We start from the raw sequence: 26,528 nt of genomic DNA, 5'->3' as shown, positions 1-26,528 counted from the left end.
AGCACTGGAACCTTATGATTCGAACACGCTCTTTGTGTTCAAATCATAAGGAGAAGTGATCGAGGGACTGAGCGTAGTAGCTAGACAAGAAAAGCGAATACGCTCGTTAAGGCCCGACAAGCACTTCTTTTCTAACGCCAACGACTTTATTACTGCAAAAAAACCGGCCATTTGGCCGGTTTTTTTTATGCTTTGTTTTTGCGAATATATTTAATCGTTGTGATTAGACCATCAGCTGACGGTCTTCCAAATGGGCTCGACTGTAAATATTGCGCCATTAATTTGCCGTTCTCATCGATAAGAAAGATGGCAGGCTCTCCATGCTCACCGTGATCTTCATAAGGGTCGTCTTCTCGATGCATCATAACGCCAAAGGAGTCAATTGCCGCATTCTCTTTGTCACTTAGTACTGGGAACTCGAGGTTATGCTTTTCTTTCATTTTTCTAAGAGATTCTAAGCTATCTTTTGCAATTGCAATTGGATGGACGTCTAACTTTCTAAAAGCACCTAGATGCTCTTGAAGCTCTTCTAATTGCTCATTACATACAGGGCACCATTCTCCTCTGAAAAATACGAGCATATGCCAACGCTTGTCTTCCTTTTGGTGCTGTTCAAATTGAAACAGTTCACCTTCTGTATTAATTAACGAAAAGGATGGTACTTCCTGTCCAAGTTTTAACTTTGCCATTATGACCACTCCAATCTTTAATCTTATTGATTTATTTCCACCAGTTGAGCATGATAAAACATAATTGTGTGGTTTAGTGTGAGTAGGGTAAAGGGAAAATAGGTACTGGAAAAGAAAATGACCTATGGAGGGAATTACTATGGCTTTGTCGAAACAAGAATTACAGCATTTTAAAAAACAATTATTAGATCAAAAGAAAGATCTTTTAGATGGTGGTGCAAGTCACCGAGATGAAAATGCCGCACTATCTGAGGAAACAGGAGAATTAACATCGTACGACAATCATTTTGCTGATATGGCTTCTGAATTGGATCAACGCGAGAAAGATATTACACTAGAAGATGCAGCTAGAGAACGACTAAGCTTAATTAATACAGCACTTGATCGTATTCGAGAAGGTAATTACGGAATATGTGTGGATACTGGTGAAGAAATTGATAAAGAACGTCTTGAAGCCATTCCTTATGCAATACGTACCAAAGAAGCACAAGATCAATTGGAAGAGGCCAAAGACAGCAATAGACCGGATGATGAGGCTACATTTGAAACGTCAGGCAATAGAGTCGATGATCGCCTTCGCACAGTAGATGATCTTCAGAATGAACACGGTAATTCAACATCTGAAACATATTTAGAAGAGGACGATCCTGATCAAGACAATGATTAACAAAGCTGTCATTCATCTGGCTCAATGAGTAGCTGTTGTATCTAACACTTCAAAATGAATAAATTAAATCATATGCCTTGAAACGAAATGCTTCAACTACCATATGCTATAGTAAATGAATTGATACGACAGCTTGAAATGGAGCGTTGTGCCATGACTGATAAAGTAATTATTGTAGAAGGAAAGACAGATAAAGAACAGTTAATGAGAGTGTTAGATGAGCAAGTGGAGATTATCTGCACTTATGGAACGATTAGTTTTGACAGGTTAGAAGAACTTAGTGAAGAGCTTGAGGAGAAGGATGTATATGTTCTTGTAGATGCTGATGATGCCGGTGAGAAATTAAGACGGCAGCTTACACAAGAAATTCCACATGCCGAACATCTCTACATTACAATGCTTCATCGTGAAGTAGCAGAAACACCTCTAAATTATTTAAATAGGATTTTAAGGGCGGCGAAATTTAAAGTAGTGACCGTCCAATAATCAAGAAATGAGCGAAAAGGAAGCTTACCGAAGCTTCCTTTTTGCTCTTACATAGAATGGGGTATTAACATGCAAGACATAACCGATGAATCCATGGTTAGTGAACTTTTACAAAAGGAAGGCACTGTTTTTTTCTTTTACACGCCTTTTTGTCAGACGTGTAAAATTGCAGAGCGAATGTTACAAATTGTTTCGAGCTCTAAAGGGGTTGAATCACATATCTACTCATGTAATTTAAATTATTTTCCTTGGGTAGCGGAAACACTTAAAATACAAAGTGTACCTGCATTAACAGTTATTAGGGAGAAGGGCGGAAATAAGACCCTTTTTGCCTTCGAATCAGTCGTAACTGTGGATGCATTTCTTAGTGAACACAAATTCGTTTGATGATATTTGACCAATTTATCGTTATTTTCTGGTTTTAGAAAATCGCTTCAAGACGGGCTTGAATGAATACGCAATTCGCTGAAAATTAAGCAAGATTAATAATGATAAATTAATATAACAGGAAGTAAAGAAACAGTAACATTGTCATAAAATTGTATTTTCGTTCATGCTGATTGAATGGTATAACTGAATAGAGTCACCTTTCCGATGTTTGATACGAATGGTGACGCATTTTTATTTTAATTACTAATTTAGAATTCTCAAACTAAAAACATCTAAGAATCCAACCCGAGAAGCAATCAATTAGAAATTGACTGCAAGATGAGAGGTGTATAACATGACAACCATTTCAATCAGCACAATGGGAAATTTCGCAAATCATAAAGAAAATAAAAAAGATAATATTACATTAGAAGATAAAATTGATAGTATACAAAACGGAAACCAGTTATTAAGAAACCAGCTATTAGAAGATTACCAACCGTTTATTAAGAAAATCACGTCCAAAGTTTGTAATCGTTATATCAATCATTCGATGGATGAGTTCAGTATCGGACTTTCAGCTTTTAACGAAGCGATGGATCAGTTTCGAAAAGGACAAGGAAGTAGATTTTTAACCTTTGCTGATATGGTGATTAGAAGAAGAGTCATCGACCATATCCGTAAAGAAGCAAGACAAAATAAGTATATTTATCTTGAGCCTGAGGAACTTGATGAGGAAGGCCGACTAGAAGATAGTTTTGCAGAACAGAAAGCTGCACTTGATGTATACGAAATGGACAGACAGCGTGAAGTAAGAATGTATGAAATTGAGGAATACGAACAATTGTTGAAGAAATTTAGCATTACGTTTAAAGTTCTGAGCAAAAACTGTCCTAAACATATTGATGCAAGAGAAAATGCAAAGATGATTGCGCAATTGATTGCTCAAGATGACATTCTTTCAAGTTATTTGCTAGAAAAAAAGCAGCTCCCTATAAAAGATTTGCTAGCGCTCGTTACATGCAGTCGAAAAACGATTGAACGTAATCGAAAGTATATAATAGCAGTGGCGTTAATTCATCTGGGTGGATTTAATGCGCTGAAATCATATATACAGTAGTTGAATTAAGGGGGCCAGGGGATGAAAAATGGGGTCATAATGGACATTCGTGGACGTAAAGCGGTTGTATTAACACCCGATGGGGAGTTTACTACGATCAATTTGAAGCGAAATCATACGTTAACAATCGGCTCTGAAATTAAACTTACACCAAAACCATTAAACAAGAAAAAAGGTTATTTTACCCCCTCTATGCCCACCCTGGCCGGTATGGCAGCAATTTTGTTATTAGTTGTAATCGTGACAGGTGTGATTCCTGTTAGACAAAATGACGCAGTTGCGGCCTATGTAAGCTTTGATATCAATCCAAGTATTGAGGTTGGAGTCAACTCCGACCTTGAAGTTGTTCAATATCAAGCGTGGAATTCGGACGGTGAAGGGTTAAACTTAGATCAAGAGGTAACGAACATGCCTCTAAGCGAATTTGGAGGGCTCCTAGTCTCGAAACTCGACAAAGAGGGGTATCTAACAGAAGATAGAAAACTGCTTATTGTCGCCTCAAATGTAGAGAAGAAAGAGCGTTATCAGGCGATTAAGGATCAGCTTGAGAATACGATTCAAGGAATAGAACAGAATGAAGCATTAGTCAATCAAGCAGTTGCTATTACAACCATACTTGATACTGACTATAGTACTCGAGCAAAAGCTATAGAAAATGGGATAACACCAGGAAAATATATGACTTATCTTGCTGCTGTTGATCGGGGAGCTACGTTATCAATAGAGGATGTACGGAATTTGTCTGTCAAAAACATGGATGAATTAGAGACCGAAAGCATGACCGCAGTGGAATCAAAGTCGAAAGATCGCTCTTTGGAGCTAGAAGATTCTGTCGTCCAGTTGAACGATAAGACGGTACCTAATCAGAATCGAGAAGATAGTGATTTAGTTCTTCAGGAGCCTGAGCAAAGCTCTTCTGATAAGGTTGAAAAGGTGGAGAAAGAACAAAAGAACACGCCTTCAGAACAAGAAACCAGTCCGTCAGATCAAACTGAAGACTCTAAAGATAACAACAAAGTGCAAAAAGATAAAATAGAGAAAAACGAAGACAAATCTAATTCTATAATAGCTAAAGAACAAGGCAAAGAAAAAAAGAAAGCTGAAAAAGTAAACGAGAAAATAGAGAAATCTCAGGAAAAATCGGATAAAAAAATAGAAAAAGCTCAAGAAAAAGAGGATAAAAAGGACAAAAAGAAAGACGAAAAGCAGGATAAAGACAAGAAAGACAAGAAAGACAAGAAAGACAAGAAAGACAAGAAAGACAAGAAAGATAAGAAAGATAAAAAAGACAAATAACGCAACATGCTATTATTTATTTTATTTTCATTATTTTAAGCCAGAGGGATCCCTCTGGCTTTTTTTATGGTGTGTTTATTTTGATGTCATGATGTCGGGCAATGCCTTTGCGATATCAAGAAATGATGATTTGTCATCAAACACATGTGCGATTTGATGATCTTGATTAAGCAATACAGTTGTTGGGACACCTGTACAACCAAATTTGTCGTAAGTTTCTCGTCCACTGTCTTGTAAAACGAGGAAAGGAAGATTGTTTTTGATCGTGAAATCTTTACCGGCTTCTTCTGACCGTTCACGACCTGTCACGTTAATTGTTAAGAATGCTAATGTATCAGTATCTGCATGCTGGTAGAACTGTTCTTTCATCGGTAAATCTTTCATACAATCGGGGCACCAGGAAGCCCAGAATGTAATCATAACTGGTTTCCCCCTGAAGTCCGTTAAGCTGATGATTTCTCCGCTTTGTACTTCTTCTAACGCAAAGGACGGCGCTTGCACTATCAATCACCTCTTCAAAATTATTCTAAGGCTACTCTATCAAAAATTCGATTCTAATCAAACTTAATACACTGTAGGCTCTGTTTCACGATAATTTGGATTAACTTAGACATTCTTTAAAAAAATGAAAAGAATGATAATTCCGAAAAAGTGTTTGACACTAATGCGACACCTTGCTAAAATAAACTCAATTAAACAAAAACAAAATATTCTTACTTATCTAGAGAGGCGGAGGGACTGGCCCTATGAAGCCCGGCAACCGTCAAACCAATTGTGGTTTGAAAAGGTGCCAAATCCTGCAGGAGAAATCCTGAAAGATAAGCGGAGCTGATGAATAAATCAAGCCTCTCTGTCTTTCGGAGAGGTTTTTTTATATTGAAGCGACGTTTTCTTATAGCATTGGTTCTAGATTTATGGCTCATTATTATAGCCTTAATGAATAAAGACGGATTGCTCGAAAGGGGTGATAGGGGTTTGGAAAGTGAGACGAGATACGAAGCTCAGAACGTATTGATTGGATCGTTCACACTTGAGTCGGGCGAGACGCTACATGAAGTAGAACTCGCTTATGAACGCGTTGGACCAGAAGACGCTCCCGTTATTCTTGTCTGTCATGCATTAACAGGAAATCAATATACAATTGGTGATTCGGAGCCCGGCTGGTGGAAAGGATTAATAGGAAAGGATGGCTATATCGATACTTCCGAATTTCAAGTTATAACGTTTAACGTTCTTGGAGGATGTAACGGTTCTACAGGACCGCTATCGATTAATCCAGTCACCAGAGAACAGTATAAAGCGGACTTCCCATTTGTTTCAGTGAGAGATATGGTGCACTCACAGAAAAAGGCACTTGAAGTGTTAGGTATCGATCACCTTCATGCTGTGATTGGTGGATCACTTGGAGGAATGCAGGTTCTTGAATGGGGTGCCCTTTACCCAGATGGAATGGAGCATCTGATTCCACTTGCAGTAACTCCAAGCTTAAATACGTATGGAATAGCTTATAACGCGATTTCTAGATTTGCTATTACAAACGATCCTGATTGGAAGGATGGATACTACGATCCTCATCACCAGCCAACATCGGGGCTTGCAACTGCAAGAATGATCGGTATGATTTCTTATCGGACAGATGAAATGTTTCAAAAAAAATTCGGTCGAGCGGCGATCGAAACTTCAGAAGAAAATCATAAAGAAGCACAGTACGAAGTGGAATCTTATTTACACTATCAAGGAAATAAGCTTGTAAGCCGATTTGATGCAAATAGCTATTTGTATTTATTAAGGGCAATGGACACACATGATATTAGTAAAGGGCGAGGTAATCTTATATCCATCATCAAGAACATTAAAGCGAGCATTCTTGCTATTGGATTTAAAGGGGATTTAATCTATCCTCCAGAAGATTTAGAAAAATTGTTTGCTCAAGCTCATTCTTCTCCGTTTTATTTAATCAACACGAAATTTGGTCATGATGGATTTCTCGTTGAGTTTGATAAATGGGGACCGCTTATAAAGGAACAAGTAACATTAACTAAAAATATCGAAGGAGTGAAGTGAAATGGCAGAGAAAAAATATAATTTGGAGACAATTGGAATTCATGGAGGTTTACAAGCTGATCCAGCTACAGGCGCAAGGGCTCTACCGATTTATCAATCGAATGCTTATCGATTTAATAATACTGATCACGCAGCCGATTTATTTGCCTTAAAGGAAGAAGGGTTTATCTATTCGCGCATCGGCAACCCTACAGTCGGTACACTTGAAGAACGTATTGCTCAACTAGAAGGTGGTGTTGGAGCACTAGCTCTTGCAAGTGGTATGGCTGCCATTACAACTGCCATTCTAAATGTAGCCAATAGCGGAGACGAAATTGTATCTGCTTCGACTTTATACGGTGGAACGTATAACCTCTTTTCTGCTACACTTCCGAAATACGGAATAAAGACCAATTTTGTTGATCCTGAAGATCTGGAATCATTTAAATCAGCCATTACTCCAAATACGAAAGCTATTTTTGCAGAAACGATAGGCAACCCGGGTCTACATGTATTAGATATTGAAAAAGTAGCAGATATTGCACATGAAGCTGGAATCCCACTTATTATAGACAATACATTTGCTACTCCGTATCTTTGTAGACCAATTGAGCATGGAGCAGATATCGTCGTTCATTCCGCCACAAAATGGCTTGGCGGAAACGGGTCCACAATGGGAGGGATTATTGTCGATGGTGGTAAATTTGATTGGAATTCACCTAAGTTCCCGGGCTTCACCGAACCCGATCACACGTACCATGGCATAGTATTCGCAGAAGCGCTACCCGAAGCCGCGTATATCGTGAAAGCAAGGGTCCAGCTCCTAAGAGATACAGGTGCTGCGCTTAGTCCATTTAACGCTTTTCAAATTGCCCTAGGTGTTGAAACACTCCATGTTCGTATGAAAGAGCACATTGCAAATACTCGAAAAATCGTTTCTTACTTAAAAGATCATCCGGCAGTTGAGTGGGTGAGCTATCCTGAAGATGAGGATCACGTATCGAATCAATTGGTGCCAAAGTATCTACCTAAAGGCGCTGGAGCTGTCGTCGTATTCGGAATAAAGGGAGGACGCGAAACCGGAGCAGGAATCATTAATTCAGTTGAACTTTGGTCTCATGTAGCGAACGTGGGAGACGCGAAAAGTTTAATTATTCATCCTGCTAGCACGACCCACCAGCAGCTAAGTGCGGAAGAGCTAACAGCTTCCGGTGTGCGAGATGACCTCATTCGTTTATCTGTTGGAATTGAACATATTGATGATTTAATTGCTGACCTGGATCAGGCCATTGCAAAAGCAAAAGTTGAAGCTAACGTATAATTCAGCACTAAAGCTCTCTTCCATTTGAAGAGAGCTTTTTTTAGTTTAGCAGTTTTTTACTTCATTAAGTCTAATGTTGAATGAGAGACTAAGATGGCTAGTCTTCAAAGCTCATCATATATACACATGACAACTGTAAATAAACATACAGAAAGAAAGCTTACCTTTTTGGTGATGCAATGGTCAATTACGAAAGAGGACTAAGCCGTTTGGTCGTTACTAGTTTAATCTTTTTTTTTTTCAATAAGTAAATCGAGTCGTGATTTTTTCTACTATGCTTTTTCATAAAAACGAGAGCTTCGCTATGATGCTACTCATTGAGATAGGTTTGTTGTTTCATTCAATTCGTATCAAATTGGATAAAATAATTAGAACAATCCAGGTTTATACTTGAATGAGTTATAGCTCAGTATAGGAATTCTCACAGAAGATAGCACTGCGTATGGCGTTGGCAGGTGTAAAGTATATAAGATATATTTAAAATTTTTTGGGAATGGTTTAAAGATCAGGAGAGGGCTTGGCCAAGAAAAGGTACAGATGGATCCAGATCTTTCTTTTAAATTTCCTTGTCATAAAACAACTAAAACTGTAAGCGTTTTATTGAATTTATAATTAAAAATTTTTCGTGTGATTAAATCTCACGCATACCAACGTTGTAAGCGTTTCCAAATAGATTGATATATCGAAATTATCAAAAAACTTATATTTTAGGTGTTGACCTTAAGTCCAAACCGGCGTAATATAATCCTCAATTAAACAAAGTATTCAAATAACTCAAACACACAATTAGGACCCCGGATTACGTTGGTCCTATCATTAAACACTAACGCTTTACTGCGTCTACTTAACAAACAGAAAGGAGTGAACAAGGTGAGTGAACAGTGGATCTACCTTAACGGAGAATTTGTGAAGAAAGAAGATGCCAAAGTATCTGTATACGATCATGGTTTTCTCTATGGCGATGGGGTATTCGAAGGAATTCGCATGTATGACGGAAATGTCTTTCGATTAGAACATCATTTACAACGGCTTTATGATTCAGCTCATTCAATTATGCTTAAAATAACGCACACTATGGAGGAAATGACCGCCATTATTGTGGAAACGCTGAAGAAAAACAACCTTCAGGATGCCTATATCCGCATTGTTGTATCACGCGGAGTTGGGAACCTGGGACTTGATCCTTTCACATGTAAGGAACCTCAAGTGATCGTTATTGCAGAATCACTAGCCTTGTTCCCTAAGCGATTATATGAAACAGGAATTGATATTGTAACGGTAGCAAGTAGAAGAAACCGATCGGATGTCTTAAGTCCGAAGGTTAAATCGCTCAACTATTTAAATAACATTCTTGTAAAAATCGAAGCGAATTTAGCTGGTGTCAGCGAAGCTCTAATGTTAAATGATCAGGGATATGTCGCTGAAGGATCAGCTGATAATATATTCATCGTAAAAGGCAATGTGATCAAAACACCGCCTGGATATGTTGGTGCATTAGAAGGAATTACGCGAAATGCCATTATGGAATTAGCAAGACAAAAGGGATATGACATGAGAGAAGAAACTTTCACACGTCATGATGTCTATGTTGCAGATGAAGTGTTCCTAACTGGAACAGCTGCTGAAGTTATTGCGGTCGTAAAAGTAGATGGTCGAGAAATTGGTGAAGCAAAGCCGGGTAAAACGACGAACGAGTTGCTTGGAGCATTTCGAGATATCGTCACTGTCGATGGTGTCAGTGTTTACCCTTCAAAACGAGACGTTCAAGCAGGATAATTCTTACAAAATAAATATCAATAATCGATGACGAGGCAAAAGAAACAGGAATTGGTATTAACCAGAGAGCCGGTAGTGGTGGAAGCCGGTATTACCCCCTGTATCGACATCCCCTCCGAGTGCTGATCTGAATCAAGTAACATAGGATCAGCCAAGTGTTCTAAAAACACTTGTTATCAAAACGAGCAGTTTGCTCATGAGGCGGCATCTTTTTGTCGCAAAGTAGGGTGGTACCGTGAAGTCTTTTCGCCCCTATGGACCGTAAAAAAAGCGGCGTAGGGATGAGAAGGCTTTTTTTTATTAGTAATAAACAGTGAAATACGCAAACCCGTTATCGAACGGAGGCGTGCAACACAATAAAGCATTGGAGGGTATGAATATGCGGGCGAAGGCTAAACCAGAAGCCGAAGCGGTAACAGCGGAAATGACCGGGGCAGACGTATTGATTGACTCTTTAAAAAAAGAAAATGTTGAAGTTCTCTTCGGATATCCGGGAGGAGCAGTTCTTCCGATCTATGATGCACTTTATCGATCGCCAATTAAACACATTCTCTCAAAGCATGAACAAGGTTCCATTCATGCGGCTGAAGGATATGCGAGGGTTAGTGGGAAACCTGGTGTAGTTATTGCAACATCAGGTCCAGGAGCAACAAACCTCGTAACGGGGATTACAGATGCCATGATGGATTCATTACCACTGGTTATCTTCACTGGGCAGGTTGCAAGTACGGTGATTGGTACAGATGCCTTTCAAGAAGCAGATATTATGGGAATTACAGCACCAATTACAAAACATAATTATCAGGTGCGTGACGTTCAGGATCTACCAAGAATTATTAAAGAAGCGTTCCATATTGCAACAACAGGACGTCCCGGTCCAGTTCTAGTTGATATCCCTAAGGATGTGGCGAACAAAACCATTTCACCCGGCTATGATTCTACTATTCATCTACCCGGCTATCAGCCAACTTTCTCGCCAAACATTTTGCAGATCAAGAAGCTCGCGGATGCGGTTGGTGCAGCAAAGAAACCGGTGATTTTAGCTGGAGCTGGTGTTCTCCACGCGAATGCAGGAAAAGAACTCGTCGCTTTTTCTGAGAAGCATCGCATTCCAGTCATCAATACATTACTTGGTTTAGGAAGCTACCCTGGCAATCATCCTCTATTCCTTGGAATGGGAGGAATGCACGGAACGTACACAGCGAATATGGCACTTTATGAATGTGACTTGTTAATTAGCATTGGTGCACGATTTGATGATCGATTAACAGGTAACCTTGACCATTTTGCCATTCATGCAACGGTTGCTCACATCGACGTTGATCCTGCAGAAATTGGGAAAAACGTTCCTACTCAGATTCCAATCGTATCTGATGCAAGAGAGGCATTGAAGAAGCTTCTAGATATTGATTCACCAGTTCCAGATACAGAGGATTGGCGTAAGGTGCTAACTCAAAATAGTGAAGATTTCCCACTTTGGAAGAAAACATCTTCAACGGAATTTCTTCCACAGCGAGTAGTTGAACTCGTGCATGAATACACGAAGGGAGACGCTATTGTTACGACGGACGTTGGTCAACATCAAATGTGGGCGGCTCAGTACTACGCATTTGCAGATGCCAACCGATGGGTAACATCTGGTGGACTTGGCACGATGGGCTTTGGTTTCCCTTCCGCGATTGGAGCACAGCTCGCATTCCCTGAACAAACGGTTGTGGCTCTTACAGGAGACGGGGGATTTCAGATGACATTACAGGAGCTATCGACTCTGCAAGAGTTAAACCTTCCTGTGAAAGTAGTCATCATGAACAATCAGACGCTTGGAATGGTGAGGCAGTGGCAGGAAGCTTTTTATGAAGAACGCTATTCTCAATCCCTTATACCTGTACAGCCAGATTTTGTGAAGCTTGGTGAAGCTTACGGTATCCAATCTTTTAAAGTAACCAATGAAGAAGAAGCAAAAGTTGTTTTTGAAGAAGCCTTTTCTCACCGAGATCCAGTTTTGATCGACTGTAGAGTAGCTGGAAAGGAAAATGTATATCCAATGATTGCACCTGGTAAAGGGCTTCATCAGATGATTGGGGTGAAACCATGAAACGAATCGTAACTGCAACAGTGATTAACCAAAGTGGTGTTCTAAACCGCATTACGGGGTTGATGACCAAGCGGCAATTTAACATTGAAAGCATAACGGTTGGTCATACCGAGACAGAAGGGGTATCCAAAATGACCTTTGTCGTTAATGTCGACGGTGATGCGAAGATTGAGCAGCTGATCAAACAGCTCAATAAGCAGATTGATGTTTTGAAAGTAACTGATATAACGGATCAAGCTATCGTTGTCCGAGAATTAGCGTTAATTAAGGTGATAAGTAACGCCCAAATTAGAAGTGAGATTTCAGGAATTATTGAGCCGTTTAGGGCTTCTATCATCGATGTCAGTCGAGAGAGCATTACCGTACAAGTAACGGGTAACTCCGACAAAATTGAAGCGATTCTAGACCTTCTTAGGCCATATGGCATTAAGGAAATGGTTCGAACAGGTATAACGGCTTTCCCAAGAGGAAGTCAAAAGTCAGTAACAGATTTGAAGCAGTATTCCATTTTAAATTAACTAATAAACCTAAATATGAAGGGATGAATGAAAATGGCAAAAGTATACTATAACGGTGATATCAACGAGGGAATGCTAAAAGGAAAGAAAATCGCAGTAGTTGGTTACGGATCTCAAGGTCATGCGCATGCACTAAATCTTCGCGAGAGTGGTTTTGATGTAACAGTCGGCTTACGTAAAGGGCGTTCATGGAATCAAGCAGAGGAAGATGGTTTTGATGTAAAAACAGTAAAGGAAGCAAGTGATGAAGCAGATGTTATCATGATTCTTCTTCCAGATGAGTATCAGCCTGAAGTGTACAAAGAGGAAATCGAACCAGGTCTTCGTGCTGGAAATGCGCTAGTCTTTGCTCACGGGTTTAACGTTCACTTCAATCAAGTTGTACCCCCATCAGATGTGGATGTTTTCCTTGTTGCTCCAAAAGGACCTGGACACCTTGTAAGAAGAACATTTGAAGATGGTGCAGGGGTTCCAGCACTATTCGGTGTTTATCAGGACGTATCTGGTAACGCAAAAGAGCTTGCACTAGCTTATGCAAAAGGAATCGGCGGTGCTCGTGCTGGGGTACTTGAAACATCCTTCAAAGAAGAAACTGAAACAGATCTTTTTGGTGAACAGGCGGTCCTATGTGGCGGATTATCTTCACTAGTAAAAGCTGGATTTGAAACGCTCACGGAAGCGGGATATCAACCAGAAGTCGCTTACTTCGAATGTTTGCACGAGCTAAAGCTTATTGTTGACTTGATGTATGAAGATGGTATTGCTGGTATGCGTTATTCGATCTCTGACACAGCTCAGTGGGGGGACTTCGTATCTGGACCACGTGTTGTTGATGCTGATACAAAAGCGCGTATGAAAGATATTCTTGAAGATATCCAAACAGGTAAATTTGCGAAGGGCTGGATCCTAGAAAATAAACTAAATCGTCCAGAATTCCACGCGATCAACGAGAAAGAGAAGAATCATCCAATCGAGCAAGTAGGAAAAGAGCTTCGTGCGATGATGCCATTCGTGAAACCAAAATCAAAGAAGGAAGTGGTTGCCAGTGCGAAAGATTAATGTATTCGATACAACGCTTCGTGACGGAGAACAGTCAGCCGGAGTCAATCTGAATGCATTAGAGAAGCTGGAAATCGCGAAGCAGCTTGAGAGACTTGGAGTCGACATTATGGAAGCAGGCTTTCCTGCTGCTTCCAAAGGTGACTTCCAGGGTGTGAAGAACATTGCTGATACTGTAAGGGATGTATCCGTTACTGGTCTTGCGAGAGCGAATATGAAAGACATTGATGCAGCATGGGATGCTTTAAAAGGTGGCGCTGATCCAAGACTTCATGTTTTTCTTGCAACGTCTCCCATTCATATGACTCACAAGCTAAAGAAGACGCCTGATGAAGTAGTTGAAACAGCAGTTGAAGCAGTGAAGTATGCCAAGAAATTTTTCCCGAAAGTGCAGTGGTCAGCAGAAGATGCTTGCCGCTCCGACCGCTCCTTTCTTGCAAAGATTATTAAAGAAGTGATTGATGCAGGAGCATCTGTCATTAATATTCCAGATACAGTTGGATACAGAAGTCCACAGGAATACGGAGAACTGTTCACTTATTTGCGAAACAATGTTCCGAATATTGAGGGCGTTGATCTTTCTGCCCATTGCCATAATGACCTAGGGATGGCGGTAGCGAATTCCCTAGCTGCGATTGAATGTGGCGCGACTCAAATAGAAGGAACGATTAATGGTATTGGAGAACGCGCTGGTAACGCAGCAATTGAGGAAGTTGCCGTTGCGCTTCGAATTCGCAATGATTTCTACCAAGCAGAAACAGGATTGAAGCTTGATGAAATTAAACGAACAAGCAACCTTGTCAGCAAGCTTACTGGCATGGCGGTTCCTGGTAATAAAGCAGTTGTTGGGGCGAATGCTTTTGCTCATGAATCAGGCATTCACCAGGATGGAGTATTAAAAGAAAAAACAACCTATGAAATTATTAGTCCACAGCTTATCGGTGTTCAGTCGAATAGTCTTGTTCTTGGAAAACACTCTGGCCGTCACGCCTTCAGAGATAAAGTGAAGGATTTAGGCTTTGAACTTGACGAAGCGAAGATTAATGAGGCATTTGCAGACTTTAAAGATCTTGCTGATAAGAAGAAGCAGGTTACGGAAGATGACCTTTTCGCATTGTTAACTGATATTCAAACAGATGAATTTGTTGATAAATATGAGATTCATAGTATTCAAGTACAGTATGGAACTGCAAACATTCCGACGGCTACTATTTCAATTGAGAAGCCTGATGGAACCATGATTCAACAAGCTGGAACAGGATCGGGTAGTGTAGAAGCGATCTATAACACGCTTGAAGCAATGATTCCTGGCACACTTCAGCTTCAGGACTATCGAATTAATTCCGTCGGTGGTGGAAGAGATGCTCTTGCTGAAGTTCATGTGCGAGTCATGTATAACGGGGTTGAGTCGAATGGTCGCGGCACAGCGCAGGATGTTCTTGAATCTTCCGCTATTGCTTACTTGAATGCAGTGAATCGCGTTCTTGCTCGTGAAAGCTATCAAGTTAATAAAAAAGCGCACGTCTAACAGGGAGGTTAGAAGGATGAAGAGAAAAGTTGCGGTATTACCCGGTGATGGAATTGGTAAAGAAGTAATGGAAGGAACGATGAAAGTTCTAAATGCCGTGGCAGATCGATTTGGCCATACGTTTGAATTTCAACAGGGAAGAATTGGAGGGGCTGCTATTGATGAGGATGGCTCGCCACTACCAGATGAAACACTGCGCATCTGTAGGGAAAGCGATGCTGTTCTACTAGGTGCTGTCGGTGGTCCTAAGTGGGAAACTCTTCCTGGCCATCTTCGTCCTGAACGAGGTCTTCTTGGTATTCGAAAAGAACTAGGCTTGTTTGCGAACCTTCGTCCTGTGACGGCATTTGAAAGTCTATTAGATGCATCTCCACTTAAACCGGATCGGATTAAAGGTGTGGATATGTTAATTGTTCGCGAATTAACGGGTGGTTTGTACTTCGGTACTCCGAGTGAGCGTCGTCAAAATGGGAAAGAAGTTGTTGATACGCTTCATTACACAAGAGAAGAAATCGAACGTATTGTGGATCAGGGATTTGAAGCTGCAAGTAAGCGAAACAAGAAATTAACGAGCGTAGATAAAGCGAACGTTCTAGAATCAAGCCGAATGTGGAGAGAAATCGTTGAAGAAAAAGCGAAGAATTATCCTGAAGTAGAAGTGGAGCATATGCTTGTCGATGCGGCAGCAATGAAACTGGTTCAAAACCCGGCTCACTTTGATGTTATTGTAACGGAGAATCTATTTGGAGATATTTTGAGCGATGAAGCCTCGATGATCACAGGATCACTTGGAATGTTGCCTTCCGCAAGTCTTCGTAGCGACGGTTTTGGAATGTATGAACCAGTACACGGTTCAGCGCCAGACATCGCAGGGAAAAATCTTGCGAATCCACTGGCGATGATTTTATCAAGTGCAATGATGCTGAAGTATTCATTCGATATGAATGAAGAAGCGGAGTCAATCGAAAAGGCTGTGAAAGAAGTACTTGATGCCGGATATTATACGAATGATCTTGCAAATGGCTCGCCGAAAGCACTTGGGACAGACGCTATGATCAAGAAAGTGATTTATCAATTAGAAGAAGCGGATGCCACAGCAGGCATCATGGAAGCATACGCTTAAAGACAAACAGGTAAGAGGAGGATGGGTGTGGAGCCGAAAACGATTATTGAAAAGATTTGGGATAAACACGTTGTGCATGAAGAAGAAGGTAGCCCGGATCTCCTATATATAGACTTGCATCTTGTTCATGAAGTAACTTCTCCGCAGGCATTTGAGGGTCTGCGGATGAATAATAGAAGTGTAAGAAGACCAGATTTAACCTTTGCTACTATGGACCATAACGTTCCAACCATTGCACGTCATATTATTAATGACCCTGTATCAAAAGTTCAAATGGAGAAGCTTGAAGAGAACTGTCATGAATTTGGAGTGGAAATCGCCGATATTAATCATCCAGATCAAGGGATTGTTCACGTCATTGGTCCTGAGCTAGGCTTAACGCAGCCAGGAAAAACGATCGTTTGTGGTGACAGTCATACCTCAACACATGGGGCGTTTGGTGCCCTTGCCTTTGGGATTGGAACGAGTGAAGTAGAGCATGTTCTTTCTACTCAAACGCTATGGCAATCAAGACCCAAAACAATTGAAATACGTGTGAACGGACGCCTTGGTTCTGGGGTGACCGCTAAAGATTTAATTCTTGCTGTTATTGCTAAATTTGGTGTTAATGCAGGTACTGGCGCGGTTGTGGAGTACACAGGCGAAGCGATTCGAAATATGACAATGGAAGAACGTATGACTGTTTGTAACATGTCGATTGAAGCTGGCGCAAAAGCAGGGCTTATTAGCCCAGATGAGACGACCTTTTCCTATTTAAAAGGAAAAAGACATGTTCCAGAAGATTTCGATCGAGCCGTTGTTGAGTGGAAAGAGCTCGCATCTGATCCAGGGGCAACGTATGATGAAGTGCTCGAAATTGGAGCTGACGAAATCGAGCCACAAGTAACATGGGGGACGAATCCTTCAATGGGATCTTCTGTTTATGCTCGCGTTCCTTTCCCTGAGGATTATGCAGATCCAGGTGACCAAAAAGCAATTAAGCAAGCACTTGCCTATATGGATCTTAAACCGGGAACACCTATTCAGAATATAGATATTCAATATGTTTTCATCGGATCGTGTACGAATTCACGATTAAGTGATCTGCGCTCAGCTGCTGATATTGTTCGTGGTCGAAAAGTTCATGAAGGTGTGACAGCTCTCGTAGTACCTGGATCTAAATCAGTGAAGGATGCAGCTGAAGCAGAAGGGTTAGATACGATCTTTAAAGAAGCTGGGTTTGAGTGGCGAGAAGCAGGATGTAGCATGTGTCTTGCGATGAATGATGACATTGTTCCACCAGGCGAGCGCTGCGCGTCTACATCTAACCGTAATTTTGAAGGGCGTCAGGGGAATGGCGCTAGAACACATCTTGTCAGCCCAGCTATGGCTGCAGCTGCTGCCATTGAAGGCCGATTTACAGACGCTAGAAAAATAAAACCTCTTGTAGTGTAAAAGGAGTGAGACGTCCTGGAACCGATTAATAAATACAAAGGGATCGTTTATCCCCTTGAGCAGGTTAACGTAGATACAGATCAAATTATTCCGAAGCAATTTTTAAAGAGAATTGAACGGCAAGGCTTTGGTCAGTTTCTTTTTTACAATTGGCGGTTTGATGATGATGGTCAACCGCGTGAAGATTTTAATTTGAACGAACAACAATACCAGCATGCTTCTATTCTAGTGTCGGGTAAAAACTTTGGGTGTGGTTCATCAAGAGAACATGCTCCATGGGCCCTTCTAGATTATGGTTTTCGAATTGTCATTGCGACAAGCTTTGCTGATATCTTTTATAACAACTGTGTAAAAAACGGTATACTTCCTATCGCTCTTGATCAAGAAACGATCTCGGAGCTTTTTCAAAAAGCAAAGGATGGATACGAACTTAGCGTAGACCTAAGTAAACAGCAAGTAATTGATGGAGAAGGACTAAATGCGTCGTTCGAGATCGATCCTTATTGGAAAGAAATGCTGTTAAATGGATGGGATGAAGTATCTCGAACTTTATCTCTCGAAGATAAAATTAAATTATATGAAGAAAAACAACTTGTAGGAGAGTGAATGACGTTGGGAATTACCAGGAGAAATATAACGTTCATGTCGTAAAAGCAATGGAGAATTTGCTGGAAGCCGTCCACAGGACCCCGCTTCAGCAGTCGACAACGCTTAATGATTATACAAATAAAGATGTCTTCATGAAGATGGAAAACCTTCAACGAACGGGTTCCTTCAAACTTCGAGGTGCCTATAACAAAGTTGCGTCGCTAACGGATATTGAGGCAGCGCGAGGGATTGTTGCTGCATCGGCTGGAAACCATGCTCAGGGAGTGGCGCTTTCTGCTAGAGAGCGTGGAATTAAAGCTAAGATTTATATGCCCGTCCATACACCGACAAGCAAAATTGATGCGACGCGATCTTATGGAGCAGAGGTTGTTCTTGAAGGAGAATCGTATAACGAAGCGTTTAGTGGAGCGGATCGTGAGCGTGTTGAGAAAGGGGCCACATTCGTTCATGCTTTCGATGATCCTGAAGTAATGGCAGGACAGGGAACGGTTGCACTCGAAATGATGCAACAATGTCCTGACTTAGATACGATTCTCGTACCTGTTGGAGGTGGAGGATTGTTAGCTGGAATGGCGATGGCGATTAAGTCGTTCTTTCCTCACGTGAAAATCATCGGAGTCCAGGCTTCTGAAGCATCTGCGACATGGAATCGATTTAAAGGTACTGGTCCTCTTGTCCTTCAATCTGTCAAATCGATTGCAGACGGTATTTCTGTGAAAGAAGCTGGAAAATTAACTTTTCCAATTATTGAAGAGCTTGTTGATGATATGCTAACCGTGTCAGAAGAAGAAATTGCTGCAGCGATTGTCTTTATGCTTGAGAGACACAAAACGCTTGTAGAAGGTGCGGGTGCTGCATCGATAGCTGCTGTCTTATGCAAGTCAAATCGTTTAGAAGGTAAGAGAATTGGTGTTGTTGTTAGTGGAGGGAATGCGGATCTTGCGAAAATATCCCTTTATAAACAACTTTCTCAACGAGCGAAAACCATCAGGCGAATAAGCTGATGGTTTTCTAATGGGATTCAAAGTATATATTTTAGATTATTCCGACTTTTTGCTCAGTAATTGACACTCATAAAGTACCATGCTAGAATTCATTTAGCACTTAACCACAGTAAAGTAATAACAACTATATATCTCTTATTCAGAGAGGTGGAGGGACTGGCCCTATGAAGCCCGGCAACCGTCAAACGACTCGTTTGAAAAGGTGCCAATTCCTGCAAAGCGATTGCTTTGAGAAATGAGAGGAAGACATCGATTTATCAAATGCCTTTCTGCTCAAAGCAGAAGGGCATTTTTTTACTTTACTATACAAAGTGATAAGCGAATTAGGCTTCTAAGTGCACAGAAATAAAGAACAAAGGCATGGGACTGAAGTCCTTTTTCAGGTAGCTGATCATGCAAATGCATAAAGGATGTGAGACATGTGATTGAGCTTAAAGGCATTAATAAGACCTTCTTTTCGAAATCCGGGAAGGTGGAAGCCGTTAAGGATGTTAACCTTGAAGTCAAAAAAGGCGAAATATTTGGTGTTATTGGCTACAGTGGTGCTGGGAAAAGTACGCTAATTCGAATGCTTAACCTTCTTGAGAGACCTACTGATGGGACAGTCACAGTAGCTGGTAATAATCTATCTTCTCTTAATGGGAAAGATCTTCGTGCAGCAAGACAGGAAATCGGTATGATTTTCCAGCATTTTAATATTCTCTGGTCAAGAACGGTACGTGATAACATCGCCTTTCCTCTTGAAATATCAGGTGTTCCGAAAGAAAAGAGAATGAAGCGTGTTGATGAATTAATTAACCTTGTTGGACTCGAAGGTAGGGAAGGAGCTTATCCTTCACAGCTAAGTGGTGGACAAAAGCAGCGAGTGGGTATTGCGAGAGCACTTGCTAACAATCCAAAGGTTTTGCTTTGTGATGAAGCTACTTCTGCTTTAGATCCTAAAACGACGGATAGCATTCTAGAACTTCTGACTGAAATTAATCAGAAACTTGGCCTAACGATTGTCCTCATCACGCATGAAATGCACGTCATACGCAAAATTTGCCATCGTGTAGCCGTTATGGAGAATGGACGAGTAGTGGAGAATGGTTCTGTCCTTGAAGTTTTCCACCATCCACAGGAAGAGATTACGAAAGACTTTGTTAATCAGCTAAGCGAGCCTGAAGAAATGAAGGAATCGATTGCACATCTGGCAACGAGTCAGGATGGAGAACTTGTTCAGTTTACCTTTGTGAAAGGAAAAACAGGTTCACCACTTGTGACAGAGTTGATTCGTGAATTTGATGTGGAAGTCAACATTATTCAAGGGAAGATTTCTCATACACAGGATGGTCCTTATGGAAAACTTTCTGTGTTCCTTAAAGGGGAACCAGCTGTGGTAGAAAAGGCCTTGAATTATGTGCAGGCCCAAGGTGTTAAAGCGGAGGTGATTACGAATGACTGAATCGTTATTTCCTAACGTCAGGTGGGAATCTATGTGGGAAGCCACTCTACAAACAGCGTACATGACGGCAATTTCGGTTCTGGCAACGTTTATTCTCGGAATCCTCCTTGGTTTATTGTTGTTTCTAACAGGTAGAGGGAACATATGGGAAAACAAATTTGTGAATAGTATTATTGCCGGAGTCGTGAACTTATTTCGCTCCATACCATTTATCATTTTGATTATCTTGCTGATCCCTCTTTCGGTTTACATTATAGGGACGATGCTAGGTGCTAATGCTGCCCTTCCAGCCCTTATTGCAGGAGCAGCGCCATTTTATGCGAGGATGGTTGAAATTGCTTTACGTGAAGTAGATAAAGGGGTCATTGAAGCTTCTCAGTCAATGGGAGCATCCAATGGTTCGATTATTTTTAAAGTGCTTCTACCAGAAGCAATGCCAGCCCTTATTTCAGGGATTACTGTGACGGCGATAGCTCTTGTAAGCTACACCGCTATGGCTGGTGTTGTAGGCGCAGGGGGTCTCGGAAACCTAGCTTATCTTGAAGGTTTCCAAAGGAATAATCCTGATGTGACACTTGTTGCAACAGTATTGATATTAGTAATTGTTGCGATTCTTCAGGTTTGTGGAGACATTGCAACACGAGTAATAGACAAAAGATAATGAGGAGAAAAGGAGAGATTATGATGAAAAAGTTTTTATCGCTAATCGTAGTTCTTGCTCTTGCAGTGCTTGCTGCGTGTGGGAATAATGGCGGAAGCAGCGAAGGTTCTGGTGACGGTGAAGATTCGAAGAAAATCGTAGTAGGTGCCTCAAACATCCCCCATGCTGAAATTCTTGAAGAAGCTAAGCCGATGTTAGAGGAAAAAGGAATAGAGCTTGAAATTAAAACATTCCAGGATTATATTCTACCTAATAAGACGCTTGCAAATGGTGAATTAGATGCAAACTATTTCCAAACAATTCCTTATATGGACTTGCAAATGGAAGAAAACGATAATTATGACTTCGTGAATGCTGGAGGCATTCATATCGAGCCAATCGGTGTTTACTCACAGGATTACAAGAGCTTAGATGAGCTTCCTGATGGTGCTCAGATCATAATGAGTAACTCTGTTTCTGACCATGGACGTATGCTCTCATTACTTGAAGCACAGGGTCTTATCACATTAAAAGAAGGCGTAAAGGCTTCAGATGCAACGGTTGAAGATATTGCTGAAAACCCTAAGAATATTGATTTCAAAACAGATGTTGAGGCTTCACTGCTTCCGCAGATTTACCAGCAAGGTGAAGGTGATGCAGTGATGATCAATACAAACTATGCGATTGATGCAGGGCTTAATCCTCAAGAAGATGCCATCGCACTTGAAGATTCAGACTCACCATATGTGAATGTGATTACAGTAAACAAAGGTGACGAAGACAATGAAGCGATCAAGGCGTTAGTAGAAGTTCTTCATTCTGATGAAATTCAGAGTTTTATTGAAGAAGAATACGATGGCGCTGTTGTACCAGTAGACGAATAAGAAAGAAAAAAAGGTTCTCCGCCAAAACGACGGAGGACCTTTTTTTAATTATTTTAATGTTGGAAAACTGGCTTCATCGCTTCTTTTAACGTTTTTGCAGAATGGTGCAATTGGTCTAGCTCGGTTTGATCAAGGTCAAGTTCAATAATTTCACGAATGCCGTTGTTATTTACAATCGCGGGTACGCCAATATACAAATCATCTAAACCATATTCGCCTTCAAGTAACGTAGAGATGGTAAGAATAGAGTTTTCATTTCGAATAATTGCTCTTGTTAACCGTACGAGGCCCATTGCGATACCGTAGTATGTTGCTCCCTTACGATTAATGATATGATAAGCCGCATCGCGAACATTGACGAAAAGCGCATCAAGATCTTCTTTAGCCTCTGGTTTATCTTTAATAAGAGACATGATTGGTCGACTACCGATTGTAGCATGACTCCAGACAGGAAGTTCAGTATCACCATGTTCCCCGAGAATATAGCCATGTACATTTCTAGAATCTACATTAAAATAGTCGCTCAGTAAATAACGGAATCGAGCCGTATCGAGAATCGTACCTGAGCCGATAACCCGTTCTTTAGGCAAGCCTGAGAACTTCCAAGTCGCATAAGTAAGCACATCTACAGGATTCGTTGCAACGATAAAAATACCATCAAATCCACTTTCCATAACGCTTGAAACGATTGTTTTAAAGATCGCAGTGTTTTTATCAATAAGGTCTAAGCGTGTTTCACCTGGTGCCTGATTTGCGCCCGCTGCGATCACGACAATATCTGCGCCTTTGCAATCGGGATAGTCGCCAGCCCAAATTTTCATTGGAGCGCCAAAAGGAAGGCCGTGATTTAAGTCTCTTGCTTCCCCTTCGGCTTTTTCTTTATTTACGTCGATTAGTACAAGTTCGTTTACTAGTTCTTGATTCAATAACGAGAAGGCATAGCTTGTCCCTACAAATCCAGTGCCAATTAATGCTACGCGCGTTGTTTTTCCTTCATACATCATCTTCACCTCTGCTAGTAGATATTGTCTTCATAAGCATCATAACGTATCCGTTTACTTATTAGTGTGACATACATCACATGTAAACGCACTCATCCAAAAACAATTTAAAGAAAATGATGGATAGCTTTGTTACCCAATTCTCATACTAGTACGGATGATATTGAATAAAGGAGGCCTGTGTCTTGAAACAGGAACAGGAATTTAACAACTTTGCAGAAGCGGCGCTACATGATTATAAAGAAGGATTAGGAATGTTTACAGAGAAGATGCCGCAGTTAGCCAAGAAGTATTCGGCATTTACTGAAGCGTGTTTTAAAGATGGGGAAGTGAGTCAAAAGGAGAAACAAATGATTGCGCTCGGTATATCTATTTTTTCACAAGATGAATATTGCATTATCTACCATACGAAAGGTTGTCTTGATCAAGGATGTTCTGAACAAGAAATACTTGAAACGGTAGGAGTGACAGCTGCATTTGGTGGTGGCGCAGCGATGAGCCAGGCCGTTACTCTCGTACAGGAATGTATGAAAGATTTGAACCAACCGAAGCATTAATGAATTCGTGTTTCTACTATTTAAATAGTGTATTGTGTCGAAGGACTGAAATAGGGTGGATATGGGAGGAAAAGTAAGAATGGATGTTTTTTAACTATTCAGAACTTCTTTCACCACTCCGGAACCCCCCTCAGCCCTTAAAATGCTGTTTGTAGCTACTAATGTAACGTGGTAAAGTAATTTTTGTAAGTAAAACGATATTGAAAGGATTGATTCATTATTAGCCCCATGCGGTTAAACCACACACCTGAAATGGAAAAGGCGATGTACCAGTCTCACGGAGTTGGCTATGCGGAGTATAGTCGTAATTTCAACAAGCGAATGCAAGTCGAGCGAGAGCGTGAGCTGGATCACCGTCGGAGTCTCAAAATGGTTAGTGAATTCGACCGTAAACTATCTAGATGAATCAGCATCCAAAATAACTATGATATACGAAAAACCAGTCTTACGACTGGTTTTTTTGTATGAAGATAATCACGTGTATTTCGTTGTAGCTCTGGTGATTAAATGGTAGGCTTAGAAAGGTATGCAACGAAAATATAAACGATTCATTCTCAATTTGAATAGCAAGCTATACCTTGGCTAACGCTAGAAAGTATGAGTCTTGCGTTCCTTGATATTAGTTTGGATTTGTTATAAAATAAGAATGAAAATAGATTGAGAATGACTCAGCACACATTCCTTGACATACACCTTATAGGTACTACAATAAGGAAGGAATAGTATAAACGTTATTGGAGGTATTCACAAATGGCAGCATCAACTCTAAAGATTGAGAATCTTCATGTTTCCATTGAGGGAAAAGAGATTATCAAAGGATTGAACCTTGAAATAAATGGTGGAGAAATTCACGCAGTAATGGGGCCGAACGGTACAGGGAAATCTACCCTTGCTTCAGCAATTATGGGCCATCCGAAATACGAAATCACTGAAGGCAGTGTCTTCCTTGATAATGAAGATGTACTTGAAATGGAAGTTGATGAGCGTGCAAAAGCTGGACTCTTCCTTGCAATGCAATATCCAAGTGAAGTAAGTGGCGTAACAAACGCTGATTTCCTTCGTTCTGCAATTAATGCTCGTCGTGAAGAAGGCGATGAAATTTCTCTAATGAAATTCATCAAAAAGCTAGACGGTAAAATGGCTGAACTTGATATGGGTGAAGAATTTGCACAGCGTTACCTTAACGAAGGTTTCTCTGGTGGTGAAAAGAAACGTAACGAAATTCTTCAGCTTATGATGCTTGAACCAAAAATCGCTGTTCTGGATGAAATTGACTCCGGTCTAGATATCGATGCGCTTAAAGTTGTTTCTAAAGGTGTTAATGCTATGCGCAATGAGAGCTTCGGTTGCTTGATCATTACTCACTATCAGCGTCTATTGAACTACATTACTCCTGATAAAGTACACGTTATGATGCAAGGTCGCATTGTGAAATCAGGCGGTGCGGAACTAGCACAGCGTCTTGAAGAAGAAGGTTATGAGTGGATTAAAGAAGAACTTGGAATTAAAGACGAAACAGTTGGTCAAGAAGCGTAAGCAGTAAGGAGGATGACAATGTCAGTGGATACGAAAATTGCATTCGATCAAGAATACATTAAATCTTATTCAGAAAAACGTCAGGAGCCGCAATGGATGGCCTCTCTTCGTTTAAAGGCTTTAGAGAAGTCAGAAAGTCTTCCAATGCCAAGACCTGATAAAACAAAAATCGATAAGTGGAATTTCACTTCATTTAAACACGATGTAGCTGGAGAAGCGATTTCATCACTTGATGATCTTCCTGAAGATGTGCGCGATCTTGTTGCTAAAGATCAACAGTCAGGAAATCTTCTTGTGCACCGTAACTCTACACCTGTTTTCAATCAGCTATCGAATGAGCTGAAAGAACAAGGTGTGATTTTCACAGATATTCAAACAGCTCTTCAAAATCATGGTGATCTAGTTGAGAAGTATTTCATGAAAGACGTTATGAAGGTTGATGAGAACCGTTTAACTGCCGTTCATGCAGCACTTCTTAATAGCGGTACTTTCTTATATGTACCTCGCAATGTAGAAGTTGAAGTGCCAATCCAAGCACTAAATTGGCAAGAAGACCCTGAAGCTGGGATATTCAACCACGTGATTATCGTAGCAGAGGATAATAGCTCTGTGACATATGTTGAGAACTTCTTATCTTATGGTCACGATGTTGAATCCGTTGCGAACATTATTGCTGAAGTTCATGTAGGACAGAATGCTCGCGTTACGTTTGGTTCTGTTGATAACCTTGCAAAAGGTGTCACTACTTACGTAAATCGCCGTGCAAATGTGGCACGAGACGGTAAAGTTGATTGGGCTCTTGCTCAAATGAACGATGGAAACACGGTTTCTACAAATACAACGCACCTTATTGGTGATGGTTCTTATGCTGATTCTAAGACTGTAACAATCGGTCGTGGAAGCCAGAGTCAGAACTTCACTAATCAGATTTTCCATCACGGTCAAAACTCTGAGGGTGTTCTTCTTGTGCACGGTGTCCAAAAAGATAGTGCTAGCGCCATCTTTAACGGTGTTACGAAGATTGAACACGGTGCTAAGAAATCAAACGGTGAGCAAACACAGCGCGTTCTAATGATGAATGAGAAAGCGCGTGGGGATGCAAATCCGATCCTTCTTATTGACGAAGATGATGTTATGGCAGGCCACGCTGCATCTGTTGGTAAAGTTGATCCAATTCAGCTTTATTACTTGCAAAGTCGCGGGATTTCCCGTCAAGAGGCTGAACGTTTGATCATCCACGGTTTCCTCGCTCCAGTTATTAACGAACTTCCGATCGAAGGTGTTCGTAAACGTGCGGTTGAGGTAACTGAAGGGAAAGTTAATTAAATG

At 40.8% G+C, this 26,528-nt stretch carries 26 protein-coding genes and 2 riboswitches; of the genes, 23 read left to right on the top strand and 3 right to left on the bottom strand.

Features of this window, described 5'->3' with window-relative positions; all coding sequences use genetic code 11:
* Positions 1 to 185: 185 nt before the first annotated feature.
* Positions 186 to 689, bottom strand: coding sequence for a peroxiredoxin family protein (locus tag AC0VYH_RS17905; RefSeq protein WP_430241076.1), 504 nt, complete (start codon positions 687 to 689; stop codon positions 186 to 188).
* Positions 690 to 828: 139 nt separating this feature from the next.
* Between AC0VYH_RS17905 and AC0VYH_RS17900 the strand changes: the two genes are divergently transcribed.
* The 5 genes from AC0VYH_RS17900 (at position 829) to AC0VYH_RS17880 (ending at position 4,627) form a co-directional block, all read left to right on the top strand.
* Positions 829 to 1,356 carry a TraR/DksA C4-type zinc finger protein gene (locus tag AC0VYH_RS17900; RefSeq protein ID WP_194218965.1) on the top strand — a complete coding sequence of 176 codons (528 nt, stop codon included), beginning with the start codon at positions 829 to 831 and terminating at the stop codon, positions 1,354 to 1,356.
* A gap of 153 nt (positions 1,357 to 1,509) precedes the next feature.
* A complete protein-coding gene (locus AC0VYH_RS17895) occupies positions 1,510 to 1,842 on the top strand; it encodes a toprim domain-containing protein (RefSeq protein ID WP_303535493.1) in 333 nt (110 codons plus the stop codon).
* Between the two features lie 69 nt (positions 1,843 to 1,911).
* Positions 1,912 to 2,229, top strand: coding sequence for a thioredoxin family protein (locus AC0VYH_RS17890; protein ID WP_430241072.1), 318 nt, complete (start codon positions 1,912 to 1,914; stop codon positions 2,227 to 2,229).
* A gap of 337 nt (positions 2,230 to 2,566) precedes the next feature.
* On the top strand, positions 2,567 to 3,331 hold the full coding sequence (gene sigI / locus AC0VYH_RS17885) for an RNA polymerase sigma-I factor (protein WP_430241070.1): 765 nt from the start codon (positions 2,567 to 2,569) through the stop codon (positions 3,329 to 3,331).
* A 21-nt stretch (positions 3,332 to 3,352) separates the two neighbouring features.
* Positions 3,353 to 4,627, top strand: a complete 1,275-nt coding sequence (locus AC0VYH_RS17880; RefSeq protein WP_475372849.1) for an anti-sigma factor domain-containing protein — start codon at positions 3,353 to 3,355, stop codon at positions 4,625 to 4,627.
* 75 nt (positions 4,628 to 4,702) lie between these two features.
* Here the strand turns inward: AC0VYH_RS17880 and AC0VYH_RS17875 are convergent, their stop codons facing one another.
* Positions 4,703 to 5,128, bottom strand: a complete 426-nt coding sequence (locus tag AC0VYH_RS17875) for a TlpA disulfide reductase family protein (RefSeq protein WP_430246971.1) — start codon at positions 5,126 to 5,128, stop codon at positions 4,703 to 4,705.
* A gap of 213 nt (positions 5,129 to 5,341) precedes the next feature.
* Positions 5,342 to 5,452, top strand: a riboswitch (SAM riboswitch).
* Positions 5,453 to 5,602: 150 nt separating this feature from the next.
* Here AC0VYH_RS17875 and metX point away from each other — a divergent pair.
* From metX to AC0VYH_RS17805, 14 genes are all read left to right on the top strand, one after another.
* Positions 5,603 to 6,691: a homoserine O-acetyltransferase MetX gene (gene metX / locus AC0VYH_RS17870; protein WP_430246972.1), complete on the top strand. Its 1,089-nt coding sequence runs from the start codon at positions 5,603 to 5,605 to the stop codon at positions 6,689 to 6,691.
* Position 6,692: 1 nt separating this feature from the next.
* Entirely contained in the window at positions 6,693 to 7,991 is a 1,299-nt protein-coding gene (locus AC0VYH_RS17865) for an O-acetylhomoserine aminocarboxypropyltransferase/cysteine synthase family protein (RefSeq protein WP_430246973.1), read from the top strand.
* Positions 7,992 to 8,861: 870 nt separating this feature from the next.
* Positions 8,862 to 9,767, top strand: a complete 906-nt coding sequence (gene ilvE, locus AC0VYH_RS17860) for a branched-chain-amino-acid transaminase (protein WP_430246974.1) — start codon at positions 8,862 to 8,864, stop codon at positions 9,765 to 9,767.
* Positions 9,768 to 10,140: 373 nt separating this feature from the next.
* Positions 10,141 to 11,862, top strand: a complete 1,722-nt coding sequence (ilvB, locus tag AC0VYH_RS17855; RefSeq protein ID WP_408962576.1) for an acetolactate synthase large subunit — start codon at positions 10,141 to 10,143, stop codon at positions 11,860 to 11,862.
* Complete coding sequence (ilvN, locus tag AC0VYH_RS17850) at positions 11,859 to 12,380, top strand: acetolactate synthase small subunit (protein WP_194218971.1); 522 nt, start codon at positions 11,859 to 11,861, stop codon at positions 12,378 to 12,380. The genes ilvB and ilvN overlap by 4 nt, the downstream gene beginning before the upstream one ends.
* A gap of 33 nt (positions 12,381 to 12,413) precedes the next feature.
* Positions 12,414 to 13,439, top strand: a complete 1,026-nt coding sequence (gene ilvC, locus AC0VYH_RS17845; RefSeq protein ID WP_475372848.1) for a ketol-acid reductoisomerase — start codon at positions 12,414 to 12,416, stop codon at positions 13,437 to 13,439.
* Complete coding sequence (locus tag AC0VYH_RS17840) at positions 13,426 to 14,967, top strand: 2-isopropylmalate synthase (RefSeq protein WP_430246976.1); 1,542 nt, start codon at positions 13,426 to 13,428, stop codon at positions 14,965 to 14,967. Before ilvC ends, AC0VYH_RS17840 begins: the two co-directional genes overlap by 14 nt.
* Before the next feature lie 16 nt (positions 14,968 to 14,983).
* Entirely contained in the window at positions 14,984 to 16,090 is a 1,107-nt protein-coding gene (gene leuB / locus AC0VYH_RS17835) for a 3-isopropylmalate dehydrogenase (RefSeq protein ID WP_303535511.1), read from the top strand.
* A 27-nt stretch (positions 16,091 to 16,117) separates the two neighbouring features.
* The gene (gene leuC / locus AC0VYH_RS17830; RefSeq protein ID WP_475372847.1) at positions 16,118 to 17,524 is read left to right on the top strand and encodes a 3-isopropylmalate dehydratase large subunit; all 1,407 of its coding nucleotides are present in this window, start codon (positions 16,118 to 16,120) and stop codon (positions 17,522 to 17,524) included.
* 15 nt (positions 17,525 to 17,539) lie between these two features.
* Positions 17,540 to 18,130, top strand: coding sequence for a 3-isopropylmalate dehydratase small subunit (leuD, locus tag AC0VYH_RS17825; RefSeq protein ID WP_194219601.1), 591 nt, complete (start codon positions 17,540 to 17,542; stop codon positions 18,128 to 18,130).
* Positions 18,127 to 19,137: a threonine ammonia-lyase gene (gene ilvA, locus AC0VYH_RS17820; protein WP_475367899.1), complete on the top strand. Its 1,011-nt coding sequence runs from the start codon at positions 18,127 to 18,129 to the stop codon at positions 19,135 to 19,137. Before leuD ends, ilvA begins: the two co-directional genes overlap by 4 nt.
* Before the next feature lie 132 nt (positions 19,138 to 19,269).
* Positions 19,270 to 19,379: riboswitch (SAM riboswitch) on the top strand.
* A gap of 179 nt (positions 19,380 to 19,558) precedes the next feature.
* Positions 19,559 to 20,581, top strand: a complete 1,023-nt coding sequence (locus AC0VYH_RS17815) for a methionine ABC transporter ATP-binding protein (RefSeq protein ID WP_475365734.1) — start codon at positions 19,559 to 19,561, stop codon at positions 20,579 to 20,581.
* On the top strand, positions 20,574 to 21,242 hold the full coding sequence (locus tag AC0VYH_RS17810; protein WP_430246981.1) for a methionine ABC transporter permease: 669 nt from the start codon (positions 20,574 to 20,576) through the stop codon (positions 21,240 to 21,242). Before AC0VYH_RS17815 ends, AC0VYH_RS17810 begins: the two co-directional genes overlap by 8 nt.
* A gap of 23 nt (positions 21,243 to 21,265) precedes the next feature.
* On the top strand, positions 21,266 to 22,105 hold the full coding sequence (locus AC0VYH_RS17805) for a MetQ/NlpA family ABC transporter substrate-binding protein (protein ID WP_430246982.1): 840 nt from the start codon (positions 21,266 to 21,268) through the stop codon (positions 22,103 to 22,105).
* A 53-nt stretch (positions 22,106 to 22,158) separates the two neighbouring features.
* Here the strand turns inward: AC0VYH_RS17805 and AC0VYH_RS17800 are convergent, their stop codons facing one another.
* A complete protein-coding gene (locus AC0VYH_RS17800) occupies positions 22,159 to 23,109 on the bottom strand; it encodes an L-lactate dehydrogenase (RefSeq protein WP_430246983.1) in 951 nt (316 codons plus the stop codon).
* A gap of 251 nt (positions 23,110 to 23,360) precedes the next feature.
* Between AC0VYH_RS17800 and AC0VYH_RS17795 the strand changes: the two genes are divergently transcribed.
* The 4 genes from AC0VYH_RS17795 to sufD all read left to right on the top strand — a co-directional run bounded on the left by AC0VYH_RS17795 (position 23,361) and on the right by sufD (position 26,525).
* Positions 23,361 to 23,663 carry a carboxymuconolactone decarboxylase family protein gene (locus AC0VYH_RS17795; protein ID WP_194219604.1) on the top strand — a complete coding sequence of 101 codons (303 nt, stop codon included), beginning with the start codon at positions 23,361 to 23,363 and terminating at the stop codon, positions 23,661 to 23,663.
* A gap of 228 nt (positions 23,664 to 23,891) precedes the next feature.
* Positions 23,892 to 24,068 carry a YuzK family famiily protein gene (locus AC0VYH_RS17790; RefSeq protein ID WP_475365733.1) on the top strand — a complete coding sequence of 59 codons (177 nt, stop codon included), beginning with the start codon at positions 23,892 to 23,894 and terminating at the stop codon, positions 24,066 to 24,068.
* A gap of 345 nt (positions 24,069 to 24,413) precedes the next feature.
* Positions 24,414 to 25,199: a Fe-S cluster assembly ATPase SufC gene (gene sufC, locus AC0VYH_RS17785; RefSeq protein WP_430246984.1), complete on the top strand. Its 786-nt coding sequence runs from the start codon at positions 24,414 to 24,416 to the stop codon at positions 25,197 to 25,199.
* Between the two features lie 18 nt (positions 25,200 to 25,217).
* Positions 25,218 to 26,525 (top strand): Fe-S cluster assembly protein SufD, encoded by a 1,308-nt coding sequence (gene sufD, locus AC0VYH_RS17780; protein ID WP_430246985.1) that lies wholly within the window; start codon positions 25,218 to 25,220, stop codon positions 26,523 to 26,525.
* Positions 26,526 to 26,528 lie beyond the last annotated feature (3 nt).

The organism is Anaerobacillus sp. QJM3NY_32, assembly GCF_056173645.1.
Note: the sequence above shows the minus strand (reverse complement) of the source record. Positions and strands in the feature narration are given on the sequence as shown.

What these genes read in the sequence shown, in the direction of transcription:
- sufD (WP_430246985.1), top strand. Translation starts at nt 25,218, where the DNA reads ATGTCAGTGGATACGAAAATTGCATTCGATCAAGAATACATTAAATCT.
- ilvC (WP_475372848.1), top strand. Translation starts at nt 12,414, where the DNA reads ATGGCAAAAGTATACTATAACGGTGATATCAACGAGGGAATGCTAAAA.
- sufC (WP_430246984.1), top strand. Translation starts at nt 24,414, where the DNA reads ATGGCAGCATCAACTCTAAAGATTGAGAATCTTCATGTTTCCATTGAG.
- AC0VYH_RS17810 (WP_430246981.1), top strand. Translation starts at nt 20,574, where the DNA reads ATGACTGAATCGTTATTTCCTAACGTCAGGTGGGAATCTATGTGGGAA.
- AC0VYH_RS17895 (WP_303535493.1), top strand. Translation starts at nt 1,510, where the DNA reads ATGACTGATAAAGTAATTATTGTAGAAGGAAAGACAGATAAAGAACAG.
- AC0VYH_RS17865 (WP_430246973.1), top strand. Translation starts at nt 6,693, where the DNA reads ATGGCAGAGAAAAAATATAATTTGGAGACAATTGGAATTCATGGAGGT.
- AC0VYH_RS17800 (WP_430246983.1), bottom strand. Translation starts at nt 23,109, where the DNA reads ATGATGTATGAAGGAAAAACAACGCGCGTAGCATTAATTGGCACTGGA.
- AC0VYH_RS17790 (WP_475365733.1), top strand. Translation starts at nt 23,892, where the DNA reads ATGCGGTTAAACCACACACCTGAAATGGAAAAGGCGATGTACCAGTCT.
- AC0VYH_RS17890 (WP_430241072.1), top strand. Translation starts at nt 1,912, where the DNA reads ATGCAAGACATAACCGATGAATCCATGGTTAGTGAACTTTTACAAAAG.
- leuB (WP_303535511.1), top strand. Translation starts at nt 14,984, where the DNA reads ATGAAGAGAAAAGTTGCGGTATTACCCGGTGATGGAATTGGTAAAGAA.
- AC0VYH_RS17900 (WP_194218965.1), top strand. Translation starts at nt 829, where the DNA reads ATGGCTTTGTCGAAACAAGAATTACAGCATTTTAAAAAACAATTATTA.
- sigI (WP_430241070.1), top strand. Translation starts at nt 2,567, where the DNA reads ATGACAACCATTTCAATCAGCACAATGGGAAATTTCGCAAATCATAAA.
- AC0VYH_RS17795 (WP_194219604.1), top strand. Translation starts at nt 23,361, where the DNA reads ATGTTTACAGAGAAGATGCCGCAGTTAGCCAAGAAGTATTCGGCATTT.
- ilvN (WP_194218971.1), top strand. Translation starts at nt 11,859, where the DNA reads ATGAAACGAATCGTAACTGCAACAGTGATTAACCAAAGTGGTGTTCTA.
- ilvB (WP_408962576.1), top strand. Translation starts at nt 10,141, where the DNA reads ATGAATATGCGGGCGAAGGCTAAACCAGAAGCCGAAGCGGTAACAGCG.
- AC0VYH_RS17880 (WP_475372849.1), top strand. Translation starts at nt 3,353, where the DNA reads ATGAAAAATGGGGTCATAATGGACATTCGTGGACGTAAAGCGGTTGTA.
- AC0VYH_RS17905 (WP_430241076.1), bottom strand. Translation starts at nt 689, where the DNA reads ATGGCAAAGTTAAAACTTGGACAGGAAGTACCATCCTTTTCGTTAATT.
- AC0VYH_RS17805 (WP_430246982.1), top strand. Translation starts at nt 21,266, where the DNA reads ATGAAAAAGTTTTTATCGCTAATCGTAGTTCTTGCTCTTGCAGTGCTT.